Genomic DNA, 15,646 nt, shown 5'->3' with positions numbered 1-15,646 from the left:
ACCGCCGTACGCCCCGGCCGCCCCACCAACGGGCTATCGGCACACGCGCCACACGCCGCACGCCCTGCCGACCCGCGCGCGTATGCCGGGACCGGTCGGGTGGGCGGGCGACGCCCGTCCCGGCCCCGCCACCAGCCATGATCCACCGTGATCCGGTGCGACGGGATGGCCCCACATCGCATCCGGCTGCCCTACCGTGCCCCCATGAGCGATGTTCAGCACGCCGGTCGCCGGCCCGGACCGCGGTTCTCCCGCGTCGGCTGGCTCGTCCTTGTCGCCGTTCTGTGTGTCGTGGTCGTCCTCGCCGTGCTGTTCGTGCCACGGCTGCTGCGCGAGCGGCAGTACGGGCAGCTCACGGTCCCGGAGGGGCAGCGGGCCTCCCAGATCTACGCGGCCGTCGACCAGGCCCTGAAGGTGCCCGAGGGGACCACCGCACAGGCCGCCAGAACCGCGCACCTCGACCTGCCCGCCGAGGCGAAGGGCAACCCCGAGGGCTACCTCTTCCCGGCGACCTATCCCCTCCGCAAGGACACCACCCCGGCGTCGCTGCTCTCGTACATGGTCAAGACCGCCGACCAGCGGCTCACCGCCGACCGCATCACCTCCTACCGCACCGTGGTGATCGCGAGCATCGTGCAGGCTGAGGCGGACCGGCCGGCCGACATGGGCAAGGTCGCCCGGGTCATCGACAACCGGCTCGCCAAGAACATGCCGCTGCAGATGGACTCGACGATCAACTACGCGCTCGGCCGCAGCACGCTCCGCACCAGCCACGCCGACATCCGCACCAACAGCCCCTACAACACCTACAAGTTCGAGGGCCTGCCGCCGACCCCGATCGACAACCCGGGCGCCGACGCCCTGAAGGCGGCGGCCGCACCACCCGCGGGTGACTGGCTCTACTTCGTCACCGTCAAACCGGGCGACACCCGCTTCACCGCCGACTACCAGGAGCACCAGCGGAACGTGCGGGAGTTCAACGACGCGCAGAAGAACTCCGCGTCCGGCGCCTCCACCTCCAGCGGCCCCGCTCCGGGCGGCTCCGCTTCGGGCGGCCCGGCTTCGAGTGCGTCCGCTTCGGCTGGCTCCGCCAACAGTGCCGCCACCGGCGGATAGCCCCGCCCCGTCCAACCGCGCCTCCGGCCGACCGATCGGGCCGTCACCTTGTCCCGGTCGCTCGGCCGAATGCCTTCCCAGTTGGCTGCCTTCCCAGCCAACTGCGTCTCCCGGCCGCCGGGGGGCCGTCCGCTCCCCGGCGGCCGCAGCCGCCTACTCCTCCCCGGCCAGCGTCAGCGCCTTCAGCCGGCGCGCCGCGTACCAGGTCGCCAGTCCGGTGACGGCCACCAGCAGGCAGAGCGCGAGCGGCAGCTGGACCGCGGAGTTCAGCGCCCCCTCGGCGCCCACCTTCTGCCCCACCGCGAGCGCCCACTGCTGAACGCTGAGGGTCCGCGCCCCGGGGACGATGTTCCCCACGAACGCCTCCCAGACCAGGGCGTAGACCAGGCCGAGGACCACGGCGTGCCGGGTGACCGTGCCGAACAACAGGAACAGAGCGCTGTAGGCGACCGAGGCGACGGCGGCCGCCACCGCGTACGCCACGGCTATCTGCTGGCTGTTGCCGTTGAGGATGAATCCGGCCACCAGGACCGGTATCGCCGAGAACGCCGCGGTCACGCCGATCGAGACCAGCAGCTTGGTGAAGATGATCGTCGAGCGGCGGACCGGCTTGGCCAAGAGGTAGATCACCGAGCCGTCGTCGATCTCCGGGCCGATCGCGCCCGTCCCCGCGATCACGCCGATCAGCGGAACCATCGTGCCCAGCGCGAACCCGCCCAGGATGCCGCCGGCCGTGGCGTCATCGGCGCCGGTCAGCGCCCGGACGATCACCGCGATCGCCACCAGGAGGGCGGGCAGCGCGAAGAGGATCAGCGCGCGGCGCCGGCCGAGCAGCGCCCGGTAGGTGAGCCGGGCGACGGTCGGGTGGAAGAGCGTGGCCTTGGGCGCGGCGGCGGGCGCCGGCGGGGCCACGGGAGAGGTCGTGGACATGCTGCCTCAGGGCTCCTTTCTGGCCTCAGGCCGCTACGAGGTACGAGAAGACGGATTCCAACGACTCGTCGGAGGGCGAGACCGTCAGCAGGCGGATGCCGTGGTCGCGGGCGACCCGCGGCAGCAGTTCGGTGAACCGGCCGAAGTCGACGGCCTGGATGCGCAGGGCGCCCTCGACGACGTCCACCTCGATGCCGGCCGTCGACGGGTTGGTTATCAGCGCCCCGGCCAGCGCCCGGTCGTCGTCGGACCGGACGAGGTAGCGGTGCGGGCGGTCGGTCATCAGCCGGCGGATCTTGCGGAAGTCGCCGGAGGCGGCATGCCGGCCGGCCACCACCACCTCGATGTGCGAGGCCAGTTGCTCGACCTCTTCGAGGATGTGCGAGGAGAACAGCACCGTGCGCCCCTCGTCGCCCATCCGCCGCAGCAGTTCCATCAGCTGCATCCGCTGCCGCGGGTCCATGCCGTTGAACGGCTCGTCGAGCAGCAGCACCGACGGGTCGTGGACCAGCGCCGAGGCCATCTTCACCCGCTGCCGCATGCCCTTGCTGTACGTCGAGATCTTGCGGTCCTGGGCGTACTCCATCTCGACCGTGGCCAGCGCCCGGGCCGCCGCGGCCCGGCCGAGACCGTGCAACTCGGCGTTGGCGAGCACGAATTCACGGCCGGTGAGGAAGTCGTACATCGCCTCGCGCTCCGGGACGATGCCGATGTGGCGGTAGCTCGCCGCGTTGCGCCAGATCGTCGTGCCGTCGAGGGTGACGGTGCCGTTGGAGGGGGCGAGGAAGCCGCCCATCATGTTGATGAGGGTGGACTTGCCGGCGCCGTTGGGACCGAGCAGGCCGGTGACACCGGGGGCGATGGTCATGGTGATGTCGTTGACGGCGACGACGTTCCCGAACCAGCGCGAGACATGGTCGATGCGAAGAGTGCTCATGGGCGCAGCCCATTCCTTGAGGGGTGGTGGGTGGCGGGAGACGGCGACGGGAAGGGGCGGCGCGCGGCGCTTCGTGCCGGGCGGGCGGTCACAGCCCGGCCTTCCGGTAGCGGCGCATCAGCAGGCCGTAGCAGCCGGCGATGACGAGCAGCGAGACGAGGAGGTAGACGAATCCGGCGCCGGTGGTGGGCTCCAGTCCGTTGGGGAAGGAGCTGGTGCCGCCCAGGAACGTGGCCTGCACCCCGTCGACGAGGGTGATGGGCGAGAACAGCCCCAGCCACCCGACGGCCGGTTCGCTGCCCTGGAGGCTGGCGATGCCCTGGATGGCACTGACCGCGCCGTAGGGAATGGTCAGCACGGCGATCACGGCGGCGACCCCGAAGCCGCGACGCGGGGTGAGCGCCGAGACGACCAGTCCTATCCCGGCGAACAGCACCGAGAGCAGCGCGACGCAGACCAGTCCCTGCCCGAACCCCTTGGTCTGGTCGACGAAGTCCAACTTCCCCAGCAGCGCCCCCACATAGAGGATCACCAGCGGGGCGGCGGTCAGGATGAACAGCGCGCTCGCCATCGCCGCGAACTTCGCCACGACGTAGTCGACCCGCTCGATCGGCCGGGAGAAATACAGCGGGATGGTCTTGAAGCGCAGGTCGCGGGAGACGGACTGCGGGGCCTGGGACGCCAGGTACAGGCCGATGACGGCCTGGAGGTAGATGGCGTACCGGGTGTAGCCGATCGGAAGACTGCTGGCCTTGGTGAACATCGTCACCGCGACCATGATCCCGGCGGGCATACACATCACCGCGAAGAGCAGCATCGGCAGCACCTTGCTCTTCGCCGACCGCCCGAGGCCGTACGCGCCGCGCAGGCTCTGTGAGAACAGCGACCGCCGGGCGTAGGCGCGGCCCAACCGAGGGCCGTCGTAGTGGCGGTAGCCGATGTTGTGGATGTAAGCGCCACCCGGCGTGGTTTCCGTACTCATCCTGCGTTCCCTCCGCCCACGGTGGTGGGGCGATCGGTGTTCTGCCCGGCCGTCGCGTCTCTGTCCGCCGGTGCGCCGCCGGCCTGCGCCGGTGCACCGACCGCCGCCTGCGCGTCCGCGTCGCGGAACACTTCGGCGATCTGATGCCGCCGCTGCTCCATCCGCACCAGACCGAGCCCGAGCCCGGCCACGGTGTCGCGCACCAGGTCGTACGTCTCGTCCCCGGTCGCCTCGACGAAGAGGACGTGCCCGGGGGAGGCCAGTCCCTCGGCGCCGGGTGCGCCGGTGGTCACCGCTGCGCCGGCCGCGGCCAGCGCAGCGCGCAGCGCTCCGGTGCCGTCCGGATGGGCGTCGGTGTCGGTGACCTCCACCGCCAGCGAGGTGGTGACCTTGGTGAACTCCGTGGTGGAGGACGAGCGCAGCAGCTTGCCGCCGTCGACCACGACGACGTGGTCGCAGGTGCGCTCCAGCTCCCCCAGGAGGTGGGAGGTGACCAGGACCGAGATCCCGAAGTCGGTGTGGACGCGCCGGATCAGGCCGAGCATCTCGTCCCGGCCGACCGGGTCCAGGCCGTTGGTGGGCTCGTCCAGGAACACCAGCTGGGGATCGTGCACCAGCGCCTGGGCCAGCTTCACCCGCTGCTTCATGCCGGTGGAGTAGCCGCCGATGGGGCGGTACCGCTCCTCGTAGAGCCCGACGTGGCGCAGGGTGTCGGCGGTGCGCTCCCGGGCGGCGGTCGGCGGCAGGCCGGCCATCCGCGCCATGTGCACCACGAACTCGGTGGCGGAGACGTCGGGCGGCAGGCAGTCGTGCTCGGGCATATAGCCGACCCGCTCACGAATGGTGCTGCCGTCCTTGGTCACGTCCAGTCCGAGGACGTGGGCGGTGCCCTCGGTGGCCGGAGCCAGACCGAGCAGGATCTTGATCAGGGTCGACTTTCCGGCACCGTTGGCACCCACCAGGCCCGTTACGCCGGGGGCGATGTCAACGGAGAGCCGGTCCAGGGCGGTCACCCTCGGGTACCGCTTGGTCAAGCTTTCGGTCACGATCACAGTCACGTGTTCGAAGGTAGTGGCGCCGGGCACCCCCGTCGTCAACCCCAGCGGTGGTCTTCGCGTAGCCCTCCGGTACGAGATGCCCGTAGGGGTTCTCCTGCTTCAGCGGCACAGAGGTCGGGGGCGGGCCGTGTCGTTGGCCTCGTCCGCCGCACACCTCTTGACGCAGCCGCCAACCATTGTCACATTCATCACTGGCAAGTTACGGGCACGTACCGCGATGAACCGCTTACGGACGGACGGTTGGCGATGGCCTCAGTCACCTCAGCGACCGCAGCAGCGACGGGAGAACTCACCGCCGAGCTCAAGGGATTCCGGGAGGTACAACGACTCGCCTACGCCTGCGCGGAAGCCGTGGCCGCCCAGCTCAAGCCCGGGGTCACCGAGCGCGCGGCGGCGCGGATGCAGCGCGAGTGGCTGCACGAGCGCGGCGTACGGGACTGGTTCCACCTGCCGTTCGCGTGGTTCGGCGACCGCACCGCGTTCGTGAACTTCCGTGTACCGCTGCAGTTCTTCCCCACCAACCGCGAACTGGAACCGGGCATGCCGTTCATCCTCGACATGGCCCCGGTCCACAACGGCTGCACCGCCGACATCGGCTACTCCGGCTGCCTGGGGCTCAACCCCGTGCACGACCGGCTCCTCGCCGACCTCGAAGCCCACCGCGACCTGATCCTGCGCGAGGTGCGCGAACGCCGCCCGCTGCGCGAGATCTACGAGGACGTCGACCGGCTCATGGTCCGGCAGGGGTACGCCAACCGGCACCGCGCCTATCCCTTCGGCGTCATCGCGCACAAGGTCGACCGGGTGCGGCAGCGCCGCTGGTCCCCCACCCTCTTCGGGTTCGGCACCCAGTCCCTCAAGGGCCTCGCCTCGGACGCGCTGCACGGCCACCGGGAGGGCTGGTCCCCGCTGTGGAGCCCGTACACCTTCTCCGATCACCCGCCGCAGCCCGGGCTGTGGGCGGTGGAACCCCACCTCGGCTTCCGGGGCACGGGGGCGAAGTTCGAGGAGATCCTGGTCGTCACGGACTCCAGGGACCCGCAGGAAAGCGCCTTTTGGCTGGACGACGATCTGCCGCACGTGCGGCGCTGGCAGGAGGAGAGGGCCGCGTGAAGACAGGACCTGGACGGGACGGACAGCAGCGCCGGGGCGCCGGAAGGCCGGCGCCGACCGGGACCGGGCTCCCCGAGGCCCAGGAGCGCTGGGTGCGCACCGGTGGCATCGAACTGTGCGTCGCCGAGCTCGGTGATCCGGACCGGCCCACGGTGATGTTGGTGCACGGCTATCCGGACAGCAAGGAGGTCTGGTCCGAGGTCGCCCGCCGCCTGGCCGACCGCTTCCACGTGGTGCTCTACGACGTCCGGGGCTGCGGTCGCTCCACCGCGCCGCGGCCGCTGCGCGGCGGCTTCACCCTGGAGAAGCTGACCGACGACTTCCTGGCCGTCGCGGACGCGGTCAGCCCAGACCGGCCGGTCCACCTCGTGGGCCACGACTGGGGCTCCGTCCAGGCGTGGGAGTTCGCGACCGTACGGCGCACGGAGGGCCGGATCGCCTCCTTCACCTCCATGTCCGGGCCGTCCCTGGACCACTTCGGCCACTGGATCAAGAAGCGGCTCGGGCGCCCCACCCCCGGGCGGGCCGCCCAGCTGCTCAACCAGGGCGCCAAGTCCTGGTACGTCTACCTGCTGCACACCCCCGCTCTGCCCGAACTGGCCTGGAAGGGCCCGCTCGGCAAGCGGTGGCCGGGAATCCTCCAGCGGGTGGAGAAGGTACCCGGCGGCGACTACCCCACCGCGTCACTGCCCACCGACGCGGCCCACGGCGCCTGGCTCTACCGCGACAACGTCCGCGCCCGGCTCCGCCACCCGCGTGCCGATGCCTACGCGCACTGCCCGGTCCAGCTCATCATCCCGACCGGCGACGCGTTCCTCTCCCAGCGGCTCTACGACGACCTCGACCGGTGGGCGCCCCAACTGGTGCGCCGCACCCTCCCGGCCAAGCACTGGGTGCCGCGCACCCGCCCCGACCAACTCGCCACCTGGATCGGTGAGTTCGTCACCGCCAAGGAGGAAGGCGACCCGGCGAAGGACGTCGCGGCCTCCGGTCCGTACGCCGACCGCTTCGGCGGCCAGCTGGTACTGGTGACCGGCGCGGCCAGCGGGATCGGCCGGGCGACCGCGTTCGCGTTCGCGGAGGCCGGCGCGCGGATCATCGCCGTCGACCGGGACGCCGAGGGCGCGGCCCGCACCGCCGACATGGCCCGGCTGATCGGCGCCCCCGAGGCATGGGGTGAGACCGTCGACGTCTCCGACGAGGCGGCGATGGAGAAGCTCGCCGACAAGGTCGATGCCGAGTACGGCACGGTGGACGTGCTGGTCAACAACGCCGGCATCGGACTGTCCGGCTCCTTCCTGGACACCACCTCCGAGGACTGGAAGAAGGTCCTGGACGTCAACCTGTGGGGCGTCATCCACGGCTGCCGGATCTTCGGCCGGCGGATGGCGGACCGCGGCCAGGGCGGCCACATCGTCAACACCGCCTCGGCCGCCGCCTACCAGCCGTCCCGGATCCTGCCGGCCTACAGCACCTCCAAGGCAGCCGTCCTCATGCTCAGCGAGTGCCTGCGCGCCGAGCTGGCCGGACAGGGCATCGGCGTCACCGCCATCTGCCCCGGGCTCGTCAACACCGGCATCACCGGCACGGCCCGCTTCACCGGCGTCTCCGAGGAGGAAGAGAAGCGCCGCCAGGCCAAGGCCGCCCGGATGTACGGGATGCGCAACTACCCGCCGGAGAAAGTCGCCGACGCCATCCTGCGCGCGGTGGTCCACAACCAGGCGGTGGTCCCGGTCACCCCCGAGGCGCGCGGCGCCCACCTGCTGTCCCGCTTCGCCCCACGGACGCTGCGCGCCCTCGCCCGGCTCAAGCCGCCCGTGTGACCGGCCCGCGCCCCCACCCCGCACGCCCGCACCACGGTCCGCACCCGGTGTACGGCCGGGCCGCACACCCCGGCCCGGCCGCCCGCCCCGCCCAGGTCAGGAGAACCGCGCACGTCAGGAGCCGCTGATGAGCACACCACGCCCCCAGGAACACCACCCCATCGCGCCCCGTCGGGTCGCCTTCGACTGGCGCGAGACCCCGCTGCACTGGATACCGGACGAGCCCACCGCCACCCATGTGATCAATGTGCTGCACCTGCTGCTCCCCGCCGGCGAGCGGTGGTTCGTCAAGGTCTTCAAGGAAGCCCTCCCGCTGGTCCGGGACGAGCACCTCCTCAAGGACGTGAAGGGCTTCATGGGCCAGGAGGCCACGCACAGCGTCCAGCACGCCCACGTCCTGGACCACCTGGCCCATCAGGGCCTCGACACCACCCCGTACACCCGGCACGTCGACTTCCTCTTCGAGTACCTCCTCGGGGAGCGGCCCCCCTTGGGCGTCCCGATCCCCGAGCCGGAGTGGCTGCGCTTCCGGCTCGCCCTGATCGCCGCCATCGAGCAGTTCACCGCCGTGCTCGGCAGCTGGGTCCTGGGCGCGGACGGCCTGGACCATGCCGGCCCCGATCCGGTGATGCTCGATCTGCTCCGCTGGCACGGCGCCGAAGAGGTCGAGCACCGCGCGGTCGCCTTCGACATGTACCAGCACACCGGCGGCGAGGACCCCGCCCGCTACGCCCGCCGTGTCCTGGCCATGGCCGTGACCGCCCCCGTCCTGCTCTACCTCTGGTGCTGGGGCGCGACCTATCTCCTGCGCCACGACCCTCGGCTGTCCGCCCCCTCCCGCTATTCGCTGCGCGCGCACAACCGCGCCGTCCGCAAGGGGCTGTTACCCAGTTGGAGGCAACTGGGCGCGGCGATCCCCCGCTACGTCCGACGCTCCTACCACCCCTCCCAGGAAGGCTCGCTGCGTGCCGCCGTCGCCTACCTGGCCTCCTCCCCGGCCGCCCGGACCGCAGCCGGCGCGATAGGTCGCGCGGCCCTCCCGTAACGGCCTCCGTGTCGGGCGGCATCAGCCGGGCCGCGTCCGCCGTCACGGACCGCCTCCGCCCGACACGCGCCCGACCGATCGCCCCGGCTGACGTAGGGGGACCGCCCGCGTCCCGGCCGGCGTGCCAAGCCGTCCCGTGGTCCGAGCCGGTCGCACCGACCGTCCCGTGCGGGCGGCCACCCCGCCCCGACGCCGATCAGGCGGCCGTATCGTGGCACCGCCGCACCCGGCCCGTGGCGGTACCGACGGTGGCCGGCCACGGCCCGTGGCACGCCCGGCCCCGGCACGGCCTCCGTGGGCCACCGCCTCGTAGCAGCCACCCCGTGATGGCTGACCGGTAACGCGGCCTCCTCGATGAGGCGGCCGTCCCGTAAGGAGCACCACAGTGACGCCCGAGCAGCCGCCGACGGCCGAGTACCGCATCGAGGACCTGGCCCACCTCAGTGGCGCCACGGTCCGCACCATCCGCGCCTACCAGGACCGGGGGCTGCTACCCCGCCCCGAGCGTCGCGGCCGTGCCAATGTGTACGGCGACGCCCACCTGACCCGGCTGCGACAGATCACCGACCTGCTCGACCGCGGTTACACCCTCGCCAGCATCAAGGAACTCCTCGAAGCCTGGGACGCCGGCCGTGACCTGGGCGGGGTCCTGGGTCTGGTCGCCGAGATCGACGGACCGTGGACCGACGAGAAGCCGACCCGCATCACCCGCAACGACCTGAACGCCGCCTTCGGCGGTACCCCCAACGAGCAGGCGGTGACCGAGGCCGTCGAGCTCGGCGTCCTGGTGCGCGTGCCGGGCCGGGACGACGAGTTCCTGGTCCCCAGTCCGCAGGAGCTCGCGGTCGCCTCCGAACTCCATGCGGCGGGTGTGCCGCTGCTGGCGATCTCCGGCCACCTGCGAGAGCTGCGCGGCCAGGTCGAACACATCGCCTCCCGCTTCCTGGACTTCACCGCCGAGCACGTCTTCCAGTCGTTCCTGAACCATCCGCCCACCGAGGCGGAGACGGCGGAGGCCACGGCCCTGGTGCGTCGTCTCCGTCCCCTGGCCCAGCAGACCATCGACGCCGAACTCGCCCGCGCCATGCGGACACTGGCCACCCGATACATCCACCACCACCTCGCCGAGGCCCTGTCGTCGGGAACGGCGGGCGCGTCGGGGCCATCGGGGCCGTCCGGCCTGCAGGAGCCCGCCGGACTCGTGCCGGAGCCGGAGCTCCTCCCCGGGGCAGCGGTGGCCTCCGGGCCCGCCGCGGACCCCCGTCCCGCGACCGGCTCGGAGGCCGTGCTGCTCCCCGTCGCGGCCGTTCAGGCCGTACGTGACCTGGTGGGCCCGGAGAACACGGCCGCTTTCATCGCCGCCGCCGCACAGCGCGAGGCGCACGCCCGCGCCATGGACGCCCTGGCAGCGGCGGCCCGGGGCACCCGGCCCGCCGCGGAGGACACCCCCGGGCACTGACCCGTCCGGGGCCCCTTCCCCGGACGGCTCTCCCCCCACGGCCGGCCCGCCCGGGGCCCGCCTCGCCTGCTTCCCTCTCCAGTTGTCAAGGATCACGCCGGGCGGCCCGTCCGCCCGGCCACCCCGGCGGGTCGCCTCAACCCGCCGGATCCGGCAGCCAGTTGCCGTGGAATCCGTACGGCACCCTGCACGGCAGGGAGACCGTCGCCACCGGGCCGGCGGTGATGTCCTCGGCGTCGAGGATCACGAGGTCGCTGGTGTCGGTGGTGGCGTCGTAGACGTAAGTGATCAGCCAGCCGGGACCGCCCGGACGGTCGTCGGCGGGGGCGAACGCCGCCTCGCCCGGGGTGCGCCCCGGGCCGAAGTCGTAGCGGGCCACCCCGCCGGTCCGCAGGTCGTAGCGGAGCAGGGCGCCGGGTATCGCACCGGTGCCCGGTGCCTCCGCGGCCGTGACATGGCCGAACCGGGCAGGCAGCCCGGCCAGTCGGTCGTCTATCCGGGGGAACTCGCCCAACTGGTCGTCGATTTGCTCCTCCGCCACCGTGCCCGCGGCGAGGTCGATCGTCCAGCGCCACAGGCAGGGCGGCGCATGACCGGCCAACGTGGCGTAGCGGGAGACATAGAGGACGATCCGCTGGTCGCCGTCGTCATGGGCGTTCAGCGAGTGGAAGACATAGCAGGGGTCGATCTCCAGCCAGCGGACCTCGCCATGGGGGTCGTCCCGGCGCAGTACCCCGAGGCGGGCCCCGTACTCCGGATCCCAGCGGTAGGGCATGCCGGCGTGGTCGCGGTCGTGGACCATCGGCAGGTCCATGAAGATCACATGGCGTGCCGTCAGTTGAAAGTCATGCATCATCGTGGCGCCGGGCACGTCGATCGGGCGGCTGACCACCAACTCACCGGCCGCGTCGGCCCGGTGATACGTCAGATAGGGCGCGCTGGAATGGCCGTACCCGAAGAAGTGCAGCTCGCCGGTGGTGGGACAGGTCTTGGGGTGGGCGGTCATGGCGGTGGCGAGCCGGCCGCCGAAGTCATGGGGGCCGAGGGTCTCCAGCTCATGTCCGGGCCGGCAGTCGATCTCGTAGGGGAAGGACGACTCGACCAGCGCCAGCGTGCGACCGGCGTGCCGGACGACATGGGTGTTGGCGGCACCGGCGGCCAGATTGCGGCGGCCCGACCCGTCACCGAGGCGGATGCCGTCGGTGAAGGTCGAGGTGCGGACCCAGCGATTGCGGTACGAGACGGCCCGGCCGCCCTCCAGGCGCACACCGTGGACCATGCCGTCGCCGAAGAACCAGTGCCGGCTGGCGGCGTCCTGCGGGTTGGGGCCGTTGCGCAGATACCAGCCGGTGAGCTCCGGCGGGATGGTGCCGGCCACCGGGAGGTCGTAGGCGGTCAGTTCGTCGGTGACCGGCGCGAAGTTGCCGGCCAGATGCGGTGGCGGTGCGGAGGATTCGGATACCGCAGTGGATGGGGTGGCGGTCATGAGGCCATACCTCCTTGGGCGTCGAACCGGGCGCCGGACTGCTGCAGGAAGCGGGCGCGGGCCCGGTCGGGATACGTGGCGGTGAACCGGACAGGAAGAACGAATCCGGCGACCTGGACGACGATCGAGAAGACGGTGCCGAGGTCGTAGGCGGATATGGCGACCTGGGCGAGCGCGGACAGGGTCAAGGACAGCGCCCAGGCCTCGGTGATCACGATGTTGATGCGCCGGAACAGCGGGGTGTCCCAGACCTCGGGCGGGGCCATCCGCCGGGCGATCGCCAGGGTGAACGGGCGCCGGACGGCGATCGACACCCAGGAGATGAGCGCCAGCCAACCCACCGACATCGCGCCGCTGTAGAGCTGGAGGGCGCTGTCGGGGCGCATGAAGGCCAGCGCGGAGAGACCGAGGAAGTAGACGATGGTGCCGTACTCCAGCAGCCGGTTCTCCAGCGAGAGTCCCGTCGCGCGGTCCGCTATCAGCAGCACCACCGAGGCCACCAGTCCGGCGAGCGCCCCCCACTGCCAGCCGGCGGTGGACACCCCCGCGAAGACCAGCCATGGAACGAAGCTCCGCAGGTAGTTCATGATCCCCCCATTTCGGTTGCGCCCGATCACCACGGACGGCTGCTCGACGGTGCGACGGGCCGACGAACGCGGCCACAACGCGTGCTGACTTCGGGCTCTCCCCGCCCCAGCGACATTCCAACTTTGACATGTCGAAGATGGAAAGTCCAGCTTTGACATGTCACTTGTGGAAGGTAAAGTGCAAGTCATGAGCCTGAGACACGCGGTACTGGGCCTGCTCTCCGAGTCCCCGGCGAGCGGCTACGACCTGATGAAGCTGTTCAACGCCTCGCTCACCAGCGTCTGGCCGGCGACCCAGAGCCAGGTGTACGGCGAACTCAACAAGCTCACGACCGCCGGCCTGGTCGAGGTCGCCGCCCACGGCCCGCGCGGCCGCAAGGAATACGCGATCACCGACGACGGCCTGGCCGAGCTGCGCCACTGGCTCACCGAGATCGCCCCCACCGGCCCGCAGCGCCACGACGGCCTGTTGCGGGTGTTCTTCCTCGGCATCCTCACGCCGCTGGAGGCGCAGTCGTACCTGCTCACGCAGGCCGAGACCGCCGCCCGCGCCCACACCGCGTACGAGCAGATCGACCGGACCGCGGAGTGGGACGACGAGATGATCTCCGTCTACGGGCGCATCGCCCTGGAATACGGCCTGCGGATGACCACGACGATGGAGGAGTGGGCCCGCTGGGCCGCCGACGAGGTGACCAGCGCGAAGGCTCGGAAGGCCGGCGAACTGGCCCGCGCACAGCGCGGCAGGGAGCGGCCGGAGCAGGACGAGCAGCCGGCGGGGGAGCGGCCCAGCGGCGACTGACGCCCGTGCCGGGGCGCGCCCCGGCGATGGCCGCCCACTCGCCGACCCCGAGCCTCCGCCTCCGAATAGCAGGTGCCGCGGCGACCGCTCCACGGCATCCTGAAGGCATGAACCACCAGCGCTCCGTGCGCATTTCGAAGTACCTCGCCAAACACCTGCGCCACGAACCGGAGCGGATCGGCATCGTCCTCGACGCTCAGGGCTGGGTCCCGGTGGCCGCGCTGCTCGACGCCGCCGCGCGGCACGGATTCCCCTTCTCCCGAGCCGAGTTGGAGGCCGTGGTCGCCGACAACGACAAGCAGCGCTACACCCTGGAGAACGGCCGCATCCGCGCCAATCAGGGCCATTCCGTGCGCGTCGACCTCGGTCTGCCGCCGGCGGTGCCACCCGGCCTCCTCTTCCACGGCACGGTGGCCCGCAGCGTCGCTGCCATACGGGAGGAGGGGCTGCGGCCGATGTCGCGGCTGGCCGTGCACCTCTCACCGGACCGCGAGACCGCGTCCCGGGTGGGCGCCCGGCGCGGCAAGCCGGTGGTGCTGACCGTGGACACGGGGGCGATGCACCGGGCCGGCCATGTCTTCCGCGTCAGCGCCAACGGCGTCTGGCTGACCGGCCATGTGCCGCCGGAGTTCCTCCGTTTCCCCGGCTGACCCCTCCCCTTGCCCAACGTCTCAGGAAACCCGCAGGTCAGAGCCCTGGTGCTCCCCACACCGGGAACCACCGGGAAAGATCCTTCTCGATCGTCAGATCGTCCCCGAGCATCGCCCGCACCTGGAGTTCGAGCGGGTTGTCGCGCTTCTCGGCGTCGCCGGTGTGCGGCGCGAAGGGGTAGAACGTGCCGCGTTTGTAGAGGTAGACCAGCGCCAGCGACCGCTGTCGCGCATCGCGGAATCCCAGCAGCGAGCACAGCAGCTGCGGGCCGAACCCCGCCTCCTCCAGGGAGGTGTTGACCGCGTGCAGATCGTTGACCAGACCCGCCACGTCCTCCCGGGCGTGCCGCACCAGCAGCCATGTGTAGCCGTACGCGTCCTGTGTGAACTCCACCGTGCCGTCCAGGAGCGCACGCGCCTCCTCCTGGATCCGTGCGAACGCCCCGCCCTCGACGCTCGCGAAGCACACCGATCCCAGCCCGGTCGGGGTGAATCCGGCCGCGGCCTCCAGGGTGACCGCGGCGGACGGCAGCGCGAAGAGCTGGTCCAGATCAGGCCGTACGGGCTTGCTACGGCCGAGAATGGCGTCCAGAAATCCCATGCGCGGCTTGCTCCTTGATTCCTTGCTCCGGTGACGCGATGGCGTGTTTCACGGGAAACATCGCCACGCGCCGCTCACTGCCGTCCCTCCGACGCCGCCGCTCAGGGCCGCCCCAACTGCGCCGCTATCCGTCCCAGCTGGTCGAGCCGCTGCTCCAGCGTCGGGTGCGAGGACAGCAGCTGGTTGAAGCTCTCCTTGTTGAACGCCGGGGCGAAGTAGAACGCGTTGAACGGCTGGGCCTTGCGGAGGTCCTCGGTCGGGATCCGCGCGATCTGGCCGGTGACCTTGGTCAGAGCGGAGGCCAGCGCCGAGGGGCGGCCGGTCAGGAGGGCGGCGGCCCGGTCCGCGGACAGCTCGCGGTAGCGGGAGAGCAGCCTGGTCAGCAGGAAGCTGATGGCATAGACGACGACGCTGACGGCGGTGACGATCAGGACGGCGATGGCGGCGTTCTGATCGCGGTTGTTGCGCCCGACACCGCTCCACAGGGCGGCGCGGGTGATGATGCCGGCCAGCACCCCGAGGAACGACGCGATGGTCATCACCGCGACATCGCGATGGGCGACATGCGACAGCTCGTGGGCCAGCACGCCCTCCAGCTCCTCCGGCTCCAGCCGCCTGAGCAGCCCGGTCGTCGCGCAGACCATGGAGTTCTGCTGGTTACGGCCGGTGGCGAAGGCGTTCGGTACATCGGATTCGGCGATCGCGACCCTCGGCTTGGGCATATCGGCCAGGGCACAGAGCCGGTCCACGGCACCGTGCAACTCGGGCGCCTGTTCCGGCGTGACCTCGTGCGCCCCCATGCTGTAGGCCGCGATCCGGTCGCTGAACCAGAACTGTGCGACGAACATGCCCCCCGCGATCAGCAGCACCACCACCCAGGCGCCCTTGAGCAGTACCACCAGCGCGCTGACGACCACGACGTACAGCAGCCCGATGAAGAACATCGTCATGACCATGCGCGAGGTCAGCCCGCGGTCCGGGGCGAATCGGGTCTGTGCCATGGCTCCTCCACAACGCACCGCATTTCGCACAGTGCGCCGGCCCGGGCACGCAGTCG

The 15,646-nt window shown here is 71.3% G+C and carries 15 protein-coding genes; 7 read left to right on the top strand and 8 right to left on the bottom strand.

The features are described 5' to 3' along the window. Positions 1-204 precede the first annotated feature (204 nt). Entirely contained in the window at positions 205-1,116 is a 912-nt protein-coding gene (gene mltG, locus JNO44_RS22720) for an endolytic transglycosylase MltG (RefSeq protein WP_205365870.1), read from the top strand. A 153-nt stretch (positions 1,117-1,269) separates the two neighbouring features. Here the strand turns inward: mltG and JNO44_RS22715 are convergent, their stop codons facing one another. The 4 genes from JNO44_RS22715 to JNO44_RS22700 all read right to left on the bottom strand — a co-directional run bounded on the left by JNO44_RS22715 (position 1,270) and on the right by JNO44_RS22700 (position 5,017). Continuing rightward, positions 1,270-2,046 (bottom strand): ABC transporter permease, encoded by a 777-nt coding sequence (locus JNO44_RS22715; protein WP_039634578.1) that lies wholly within the window; start codon positions 2,044-2,046, stop codon positions 1,270-1,272. A 25-nt stretch (positions 2,047-2,071) separates the two neighbouring features. Beyond that, positions 2,072-2,983, bottom strand: coding sequence for an ABC transporter ATP-binding protein (locus JNO44_RS22710; protein WP_205365869.1), 912 nt, complete (start codon positions 2,981-2,983; stop codon positions 2,072-2,074). A gap of 88 nt (positions 2,984-3,071) precedes the next feature. Beyond that, positions 3,072-3,965 carry an ABC transporter permease gene (locus tag JNO44_RS22705; protein ID WP_205365868.1) on the bottom strand — a complete coding sequence of 298 codons (894 nt, stop codon included), beginning with the start codon at positions 3,963-3,965 and terminating at the stop codon, positions 3,072-3,074. Continuing rightward, the gene (locus tag JNO44_RS22700) at positions 3,962-5,017 is read right to left on the bottom strand and encodes an ABC transporter ATP-binding protein (protein ID WP_235096048.1); all 1,056 of its coding nucleotides are present in this window, start codon (positions 5,015-5,017) and stop codon (positions 3,962-3,964) included. Before JNO44_RS22700 ends, JNO44_RS22705 begins: the two co-directional genes overlap by 4 nt. A 252-nt stretch (positions 5,018-5,269) precedes the next feature. On the opposite strand from JNO44_RS22700, the gene JNO44_RS22695 reads away from it, so the two are divergent. The 4 genes from JNO44_RS22695 to JNO44_RS22680 all read left to right on the top strand — a co-directional run bounded on the left by JNO44_RS22695 (position 5,270) and on the right by JNO44_RS22680 (position 10,463). Then, positions 5,270-6,136, top strand: a complete 867-nt coding sequence (locus tag JNO44_RS22695) for a M24 family metallopeptidase (RefSeq protein ID WP_205365866.1) — start codon at positions 5,270-5,272, stop codon at positions 6,134-6,136. Positions 6,137-6,228: 92 nt separating this feature from the next. Then, positions 6,229-7,959 (top strand): SDR family oxidoreductase, encoded by a 1,731-nt coding sequence (locus JNO44_RS22690; protein ID WP_205370235.1) that lies wholly within the window; start codon positions 6,229-6,231, stop codon positions 7,957-7,959. 127 nt (positions 7,960-8,086) lie between these two features. After that, positions 8,087-9,004: a metal-dependent hydrolase gene (locus tag JNO44_RS22685; RefSeq protein ID WP_205365865.1), complete on the top strand. Its 918-nt coding sequence runs from the start codon at positions 8,087-8,089 to the stop codon at positions 9,002-9,004. A 385-nt stretch (positions 9,005-9,389) separates the two neighbouring features. Next, entirely contained in the window at positions 9,390-10,463 is a 1,074-nt protein-coding gene (locus JNO44_RS22680) for a MerR family transcriptional regulator (protein WP_205365864.1), read from the top strand. A gap of 136 nt (positions 10,464-10,599) precedes the next feature. Here JNO44_RS22680 and JNO44_RS22675 read toward each other — a convergent pair whose 3' ends face one another. Further along, positions 10,600-11,949: a carotenoid oxygenase family protein gene (locus JNO44_RS22675; protein WP_205365863.1), complete on the bottom strand. Its 1,350-nt coding sequence runs from the start codon at positions 11,947-11,949 to the stop codon at positions 10,600-10,602. Next, positions 11,946-12,536, bottom strand: coding sequence for a hypothetical protein (locus JNO44_RS22670; protein ID WP_205365862.1), 591 nt, complete (start codon positions 12,534-12,536; stop codon positions 11,946-11,948). The genes JNO44_RS22675 and JNO44_RS22670 overlap by 4 nt, the downstream gene beginning before the upstream one ends. 187 nt (positions 12,537-12,723) lie before the next feature. On the opposite strand from JNO44_RS22670, the gene JNO44_RS22665 reads away from it, so the two are divergent. Both JNO44_RS22665 and JNO44_RS22660 read left to right on the top strand, forming a co-directional pair. After that, positions 12,724-13,338 carry a PadR family transcriptional regulator gene (locus tag JNO44_RS22665; RefSeq protein ID WP_205365861.1) on the top strand — a complete coding sequence of 205 codons (615 nt, stop codon included), beginning with the start codon at positions 12,724-12,726 and terminating at the stop codon, positions 13,336-13,338. A gap of 107 nt (positions 13,339-13,445) precedes the next feature. Continuing rightward, the gene (locus JNO44_RS22660) at positions 13,446-13,988 is read left to right on the top strand and encodes an RNA 2'-phosphotransferase (RefSeq protein WP_205365860.1); all 543 of its coding nucleotides are present in this window, start codon (positions 13,446-13,448) and stop codon (positions 13,986-13,988) included. A gap of 37 nt (positions 13,989-14,025) precedes the next feature. On the opposite strand, the gene pspAB is transcribed toward JNO44_RS22660, so the two are convergent. Together pspAB and htpX are read right to left on the bottom strand one after the other, a co-directional pair. Then, positions 14,026-14,589 carry a PspA-associated protein PspAB gene (gene pspAB / locus JNO44_RS22655; RefSeq protein ID WP_205365859.1) on the bottom strand — a complete coding sequence of 188 codons (564 nt, stop codon included), beginning with the start codon at positions 14,587-14,589 and terminating at the stop codon, positions 14,026-14,028. A gap of 101 nt (positions 14,590-14,690) precedes the next feature. Beyond that, complete coding sequence (gene htpX / locus JNO44_RS22650; protein WP_039634601.1) at positions 14,691-15,590, bottom strand: zinc metalloprotease HtpX; 900 nt, start codon at positions 15,588-15,590, stop codon at positions 14,691-14,693. Between the last annotated feature and the right edge of the window lie 56 nt (positions 15,591-15,646).

Origin of the sequence: Streptomyces noursei (assembly GCF_016917755.1) — a bacterium.
Taxonomy (GTDB): domain Bacteria; phylum Actinomycetota; class Actinomycetes; order Streptomycetales; family Streptomycetaceae; genus Streptomyces; species Streptomyces yunnanensis.
Note: the sequence above shows the minus strand (reverse complement) of the source record. Positions and strands in the feature narration are given on the sequence as shown.

What these genes read in the sequence shown, in the direction of transcription:
- mltG (WP_205365870.1), top strand. Translation starts at nt 205, where the DNA reads ATGAGCGATGTTCAGCACGCCGGTCGCCGGCCCGGACCGCGGTTCTCC.
- JNO44_RS22715 (WP_039634578.1), bottom strand. Translation starts at nt 2,046, where the DNA reads ATGTCCACGACCTCTCCCGTGGCCCCGCCGGCGCCCGCCGCCGCGCCC.
- JNO44_RS22710 (WP_205365869.1), bottom strand. Translation starts at nt 2,983, where the DNA reads ATGAGCACTCTTCGCATCGACCATGTCTCGCGCTGGTTCGGGAACGTC.
- JNO44_RS22705 (WP_205365868.1), bottom strand. Translation starts at nt 3,965, where the DNA reads ATGAGTACGGAAACCACGCCGGGTGGCGCTTACATCCACAACATCGGC.
- JNO44_RS22695 (WP_205365866.1), top strand. Translation starts at nt 5,270, where the DNA reads ATGGCCTCAGTCACCTCAGCGACCGCAGCAGCGACGGGAGAACTCACC.
- JNO44_RS22685 (WP_205365865.1), top strand. Translation starts at nt 8,087, where the DNA reads ATGAGCACACCACGCCCCCAGGAACACCACCCCATCGCGCCCCGTCGG.
- JNO44_RS22675 (WP_205365863.1), bottom strand. Translation starts at nt 11,949, where the DNA reads ATGACCGCCACCCCATCCACTGCGGTATCCGAATCCTCCGCACCGCCA.
- JNO44_RS22670 (WP_205365862.1), bottom strand. Translation starts at nt 12,536, where the DNA reads ATGAACTACCTGCGGAGCTTCGTTCCATGGCTGGTCTTCGCGGGGGTG.
- JNO44_RS22665 (WP_205365861.1), top strand. Translation starts at nt 12,724, where the DNA reads ATGAGCCTGAGACACGCGGTACTGGGCCTGCTCTCCGAGTCCCCGGCG.
- JNO44_RS22660 (WP_205365860.1), top strand. Translation starts at nt 13,446, where the DNA reads ATGAACCACCAGCGCTCCGTGCGCATTTCGAAGTACCTCGCCAAACAC.
- pspAB (WP_205365859.1), bottom strand. Translation starts at nt 14,589, where the DNA reads ATGGGATTTCTGGACGCCATTCTCGGCCGTAGCAAGCCCGTACGGCCT.
- htpX (WP_039634601.1), bottom strand. Translation starts at nt 15,590, where the DNA reads ATGGCACAGACCCGATTCGCCCCGGACCGCGGGCTGACCTCGCGCATG.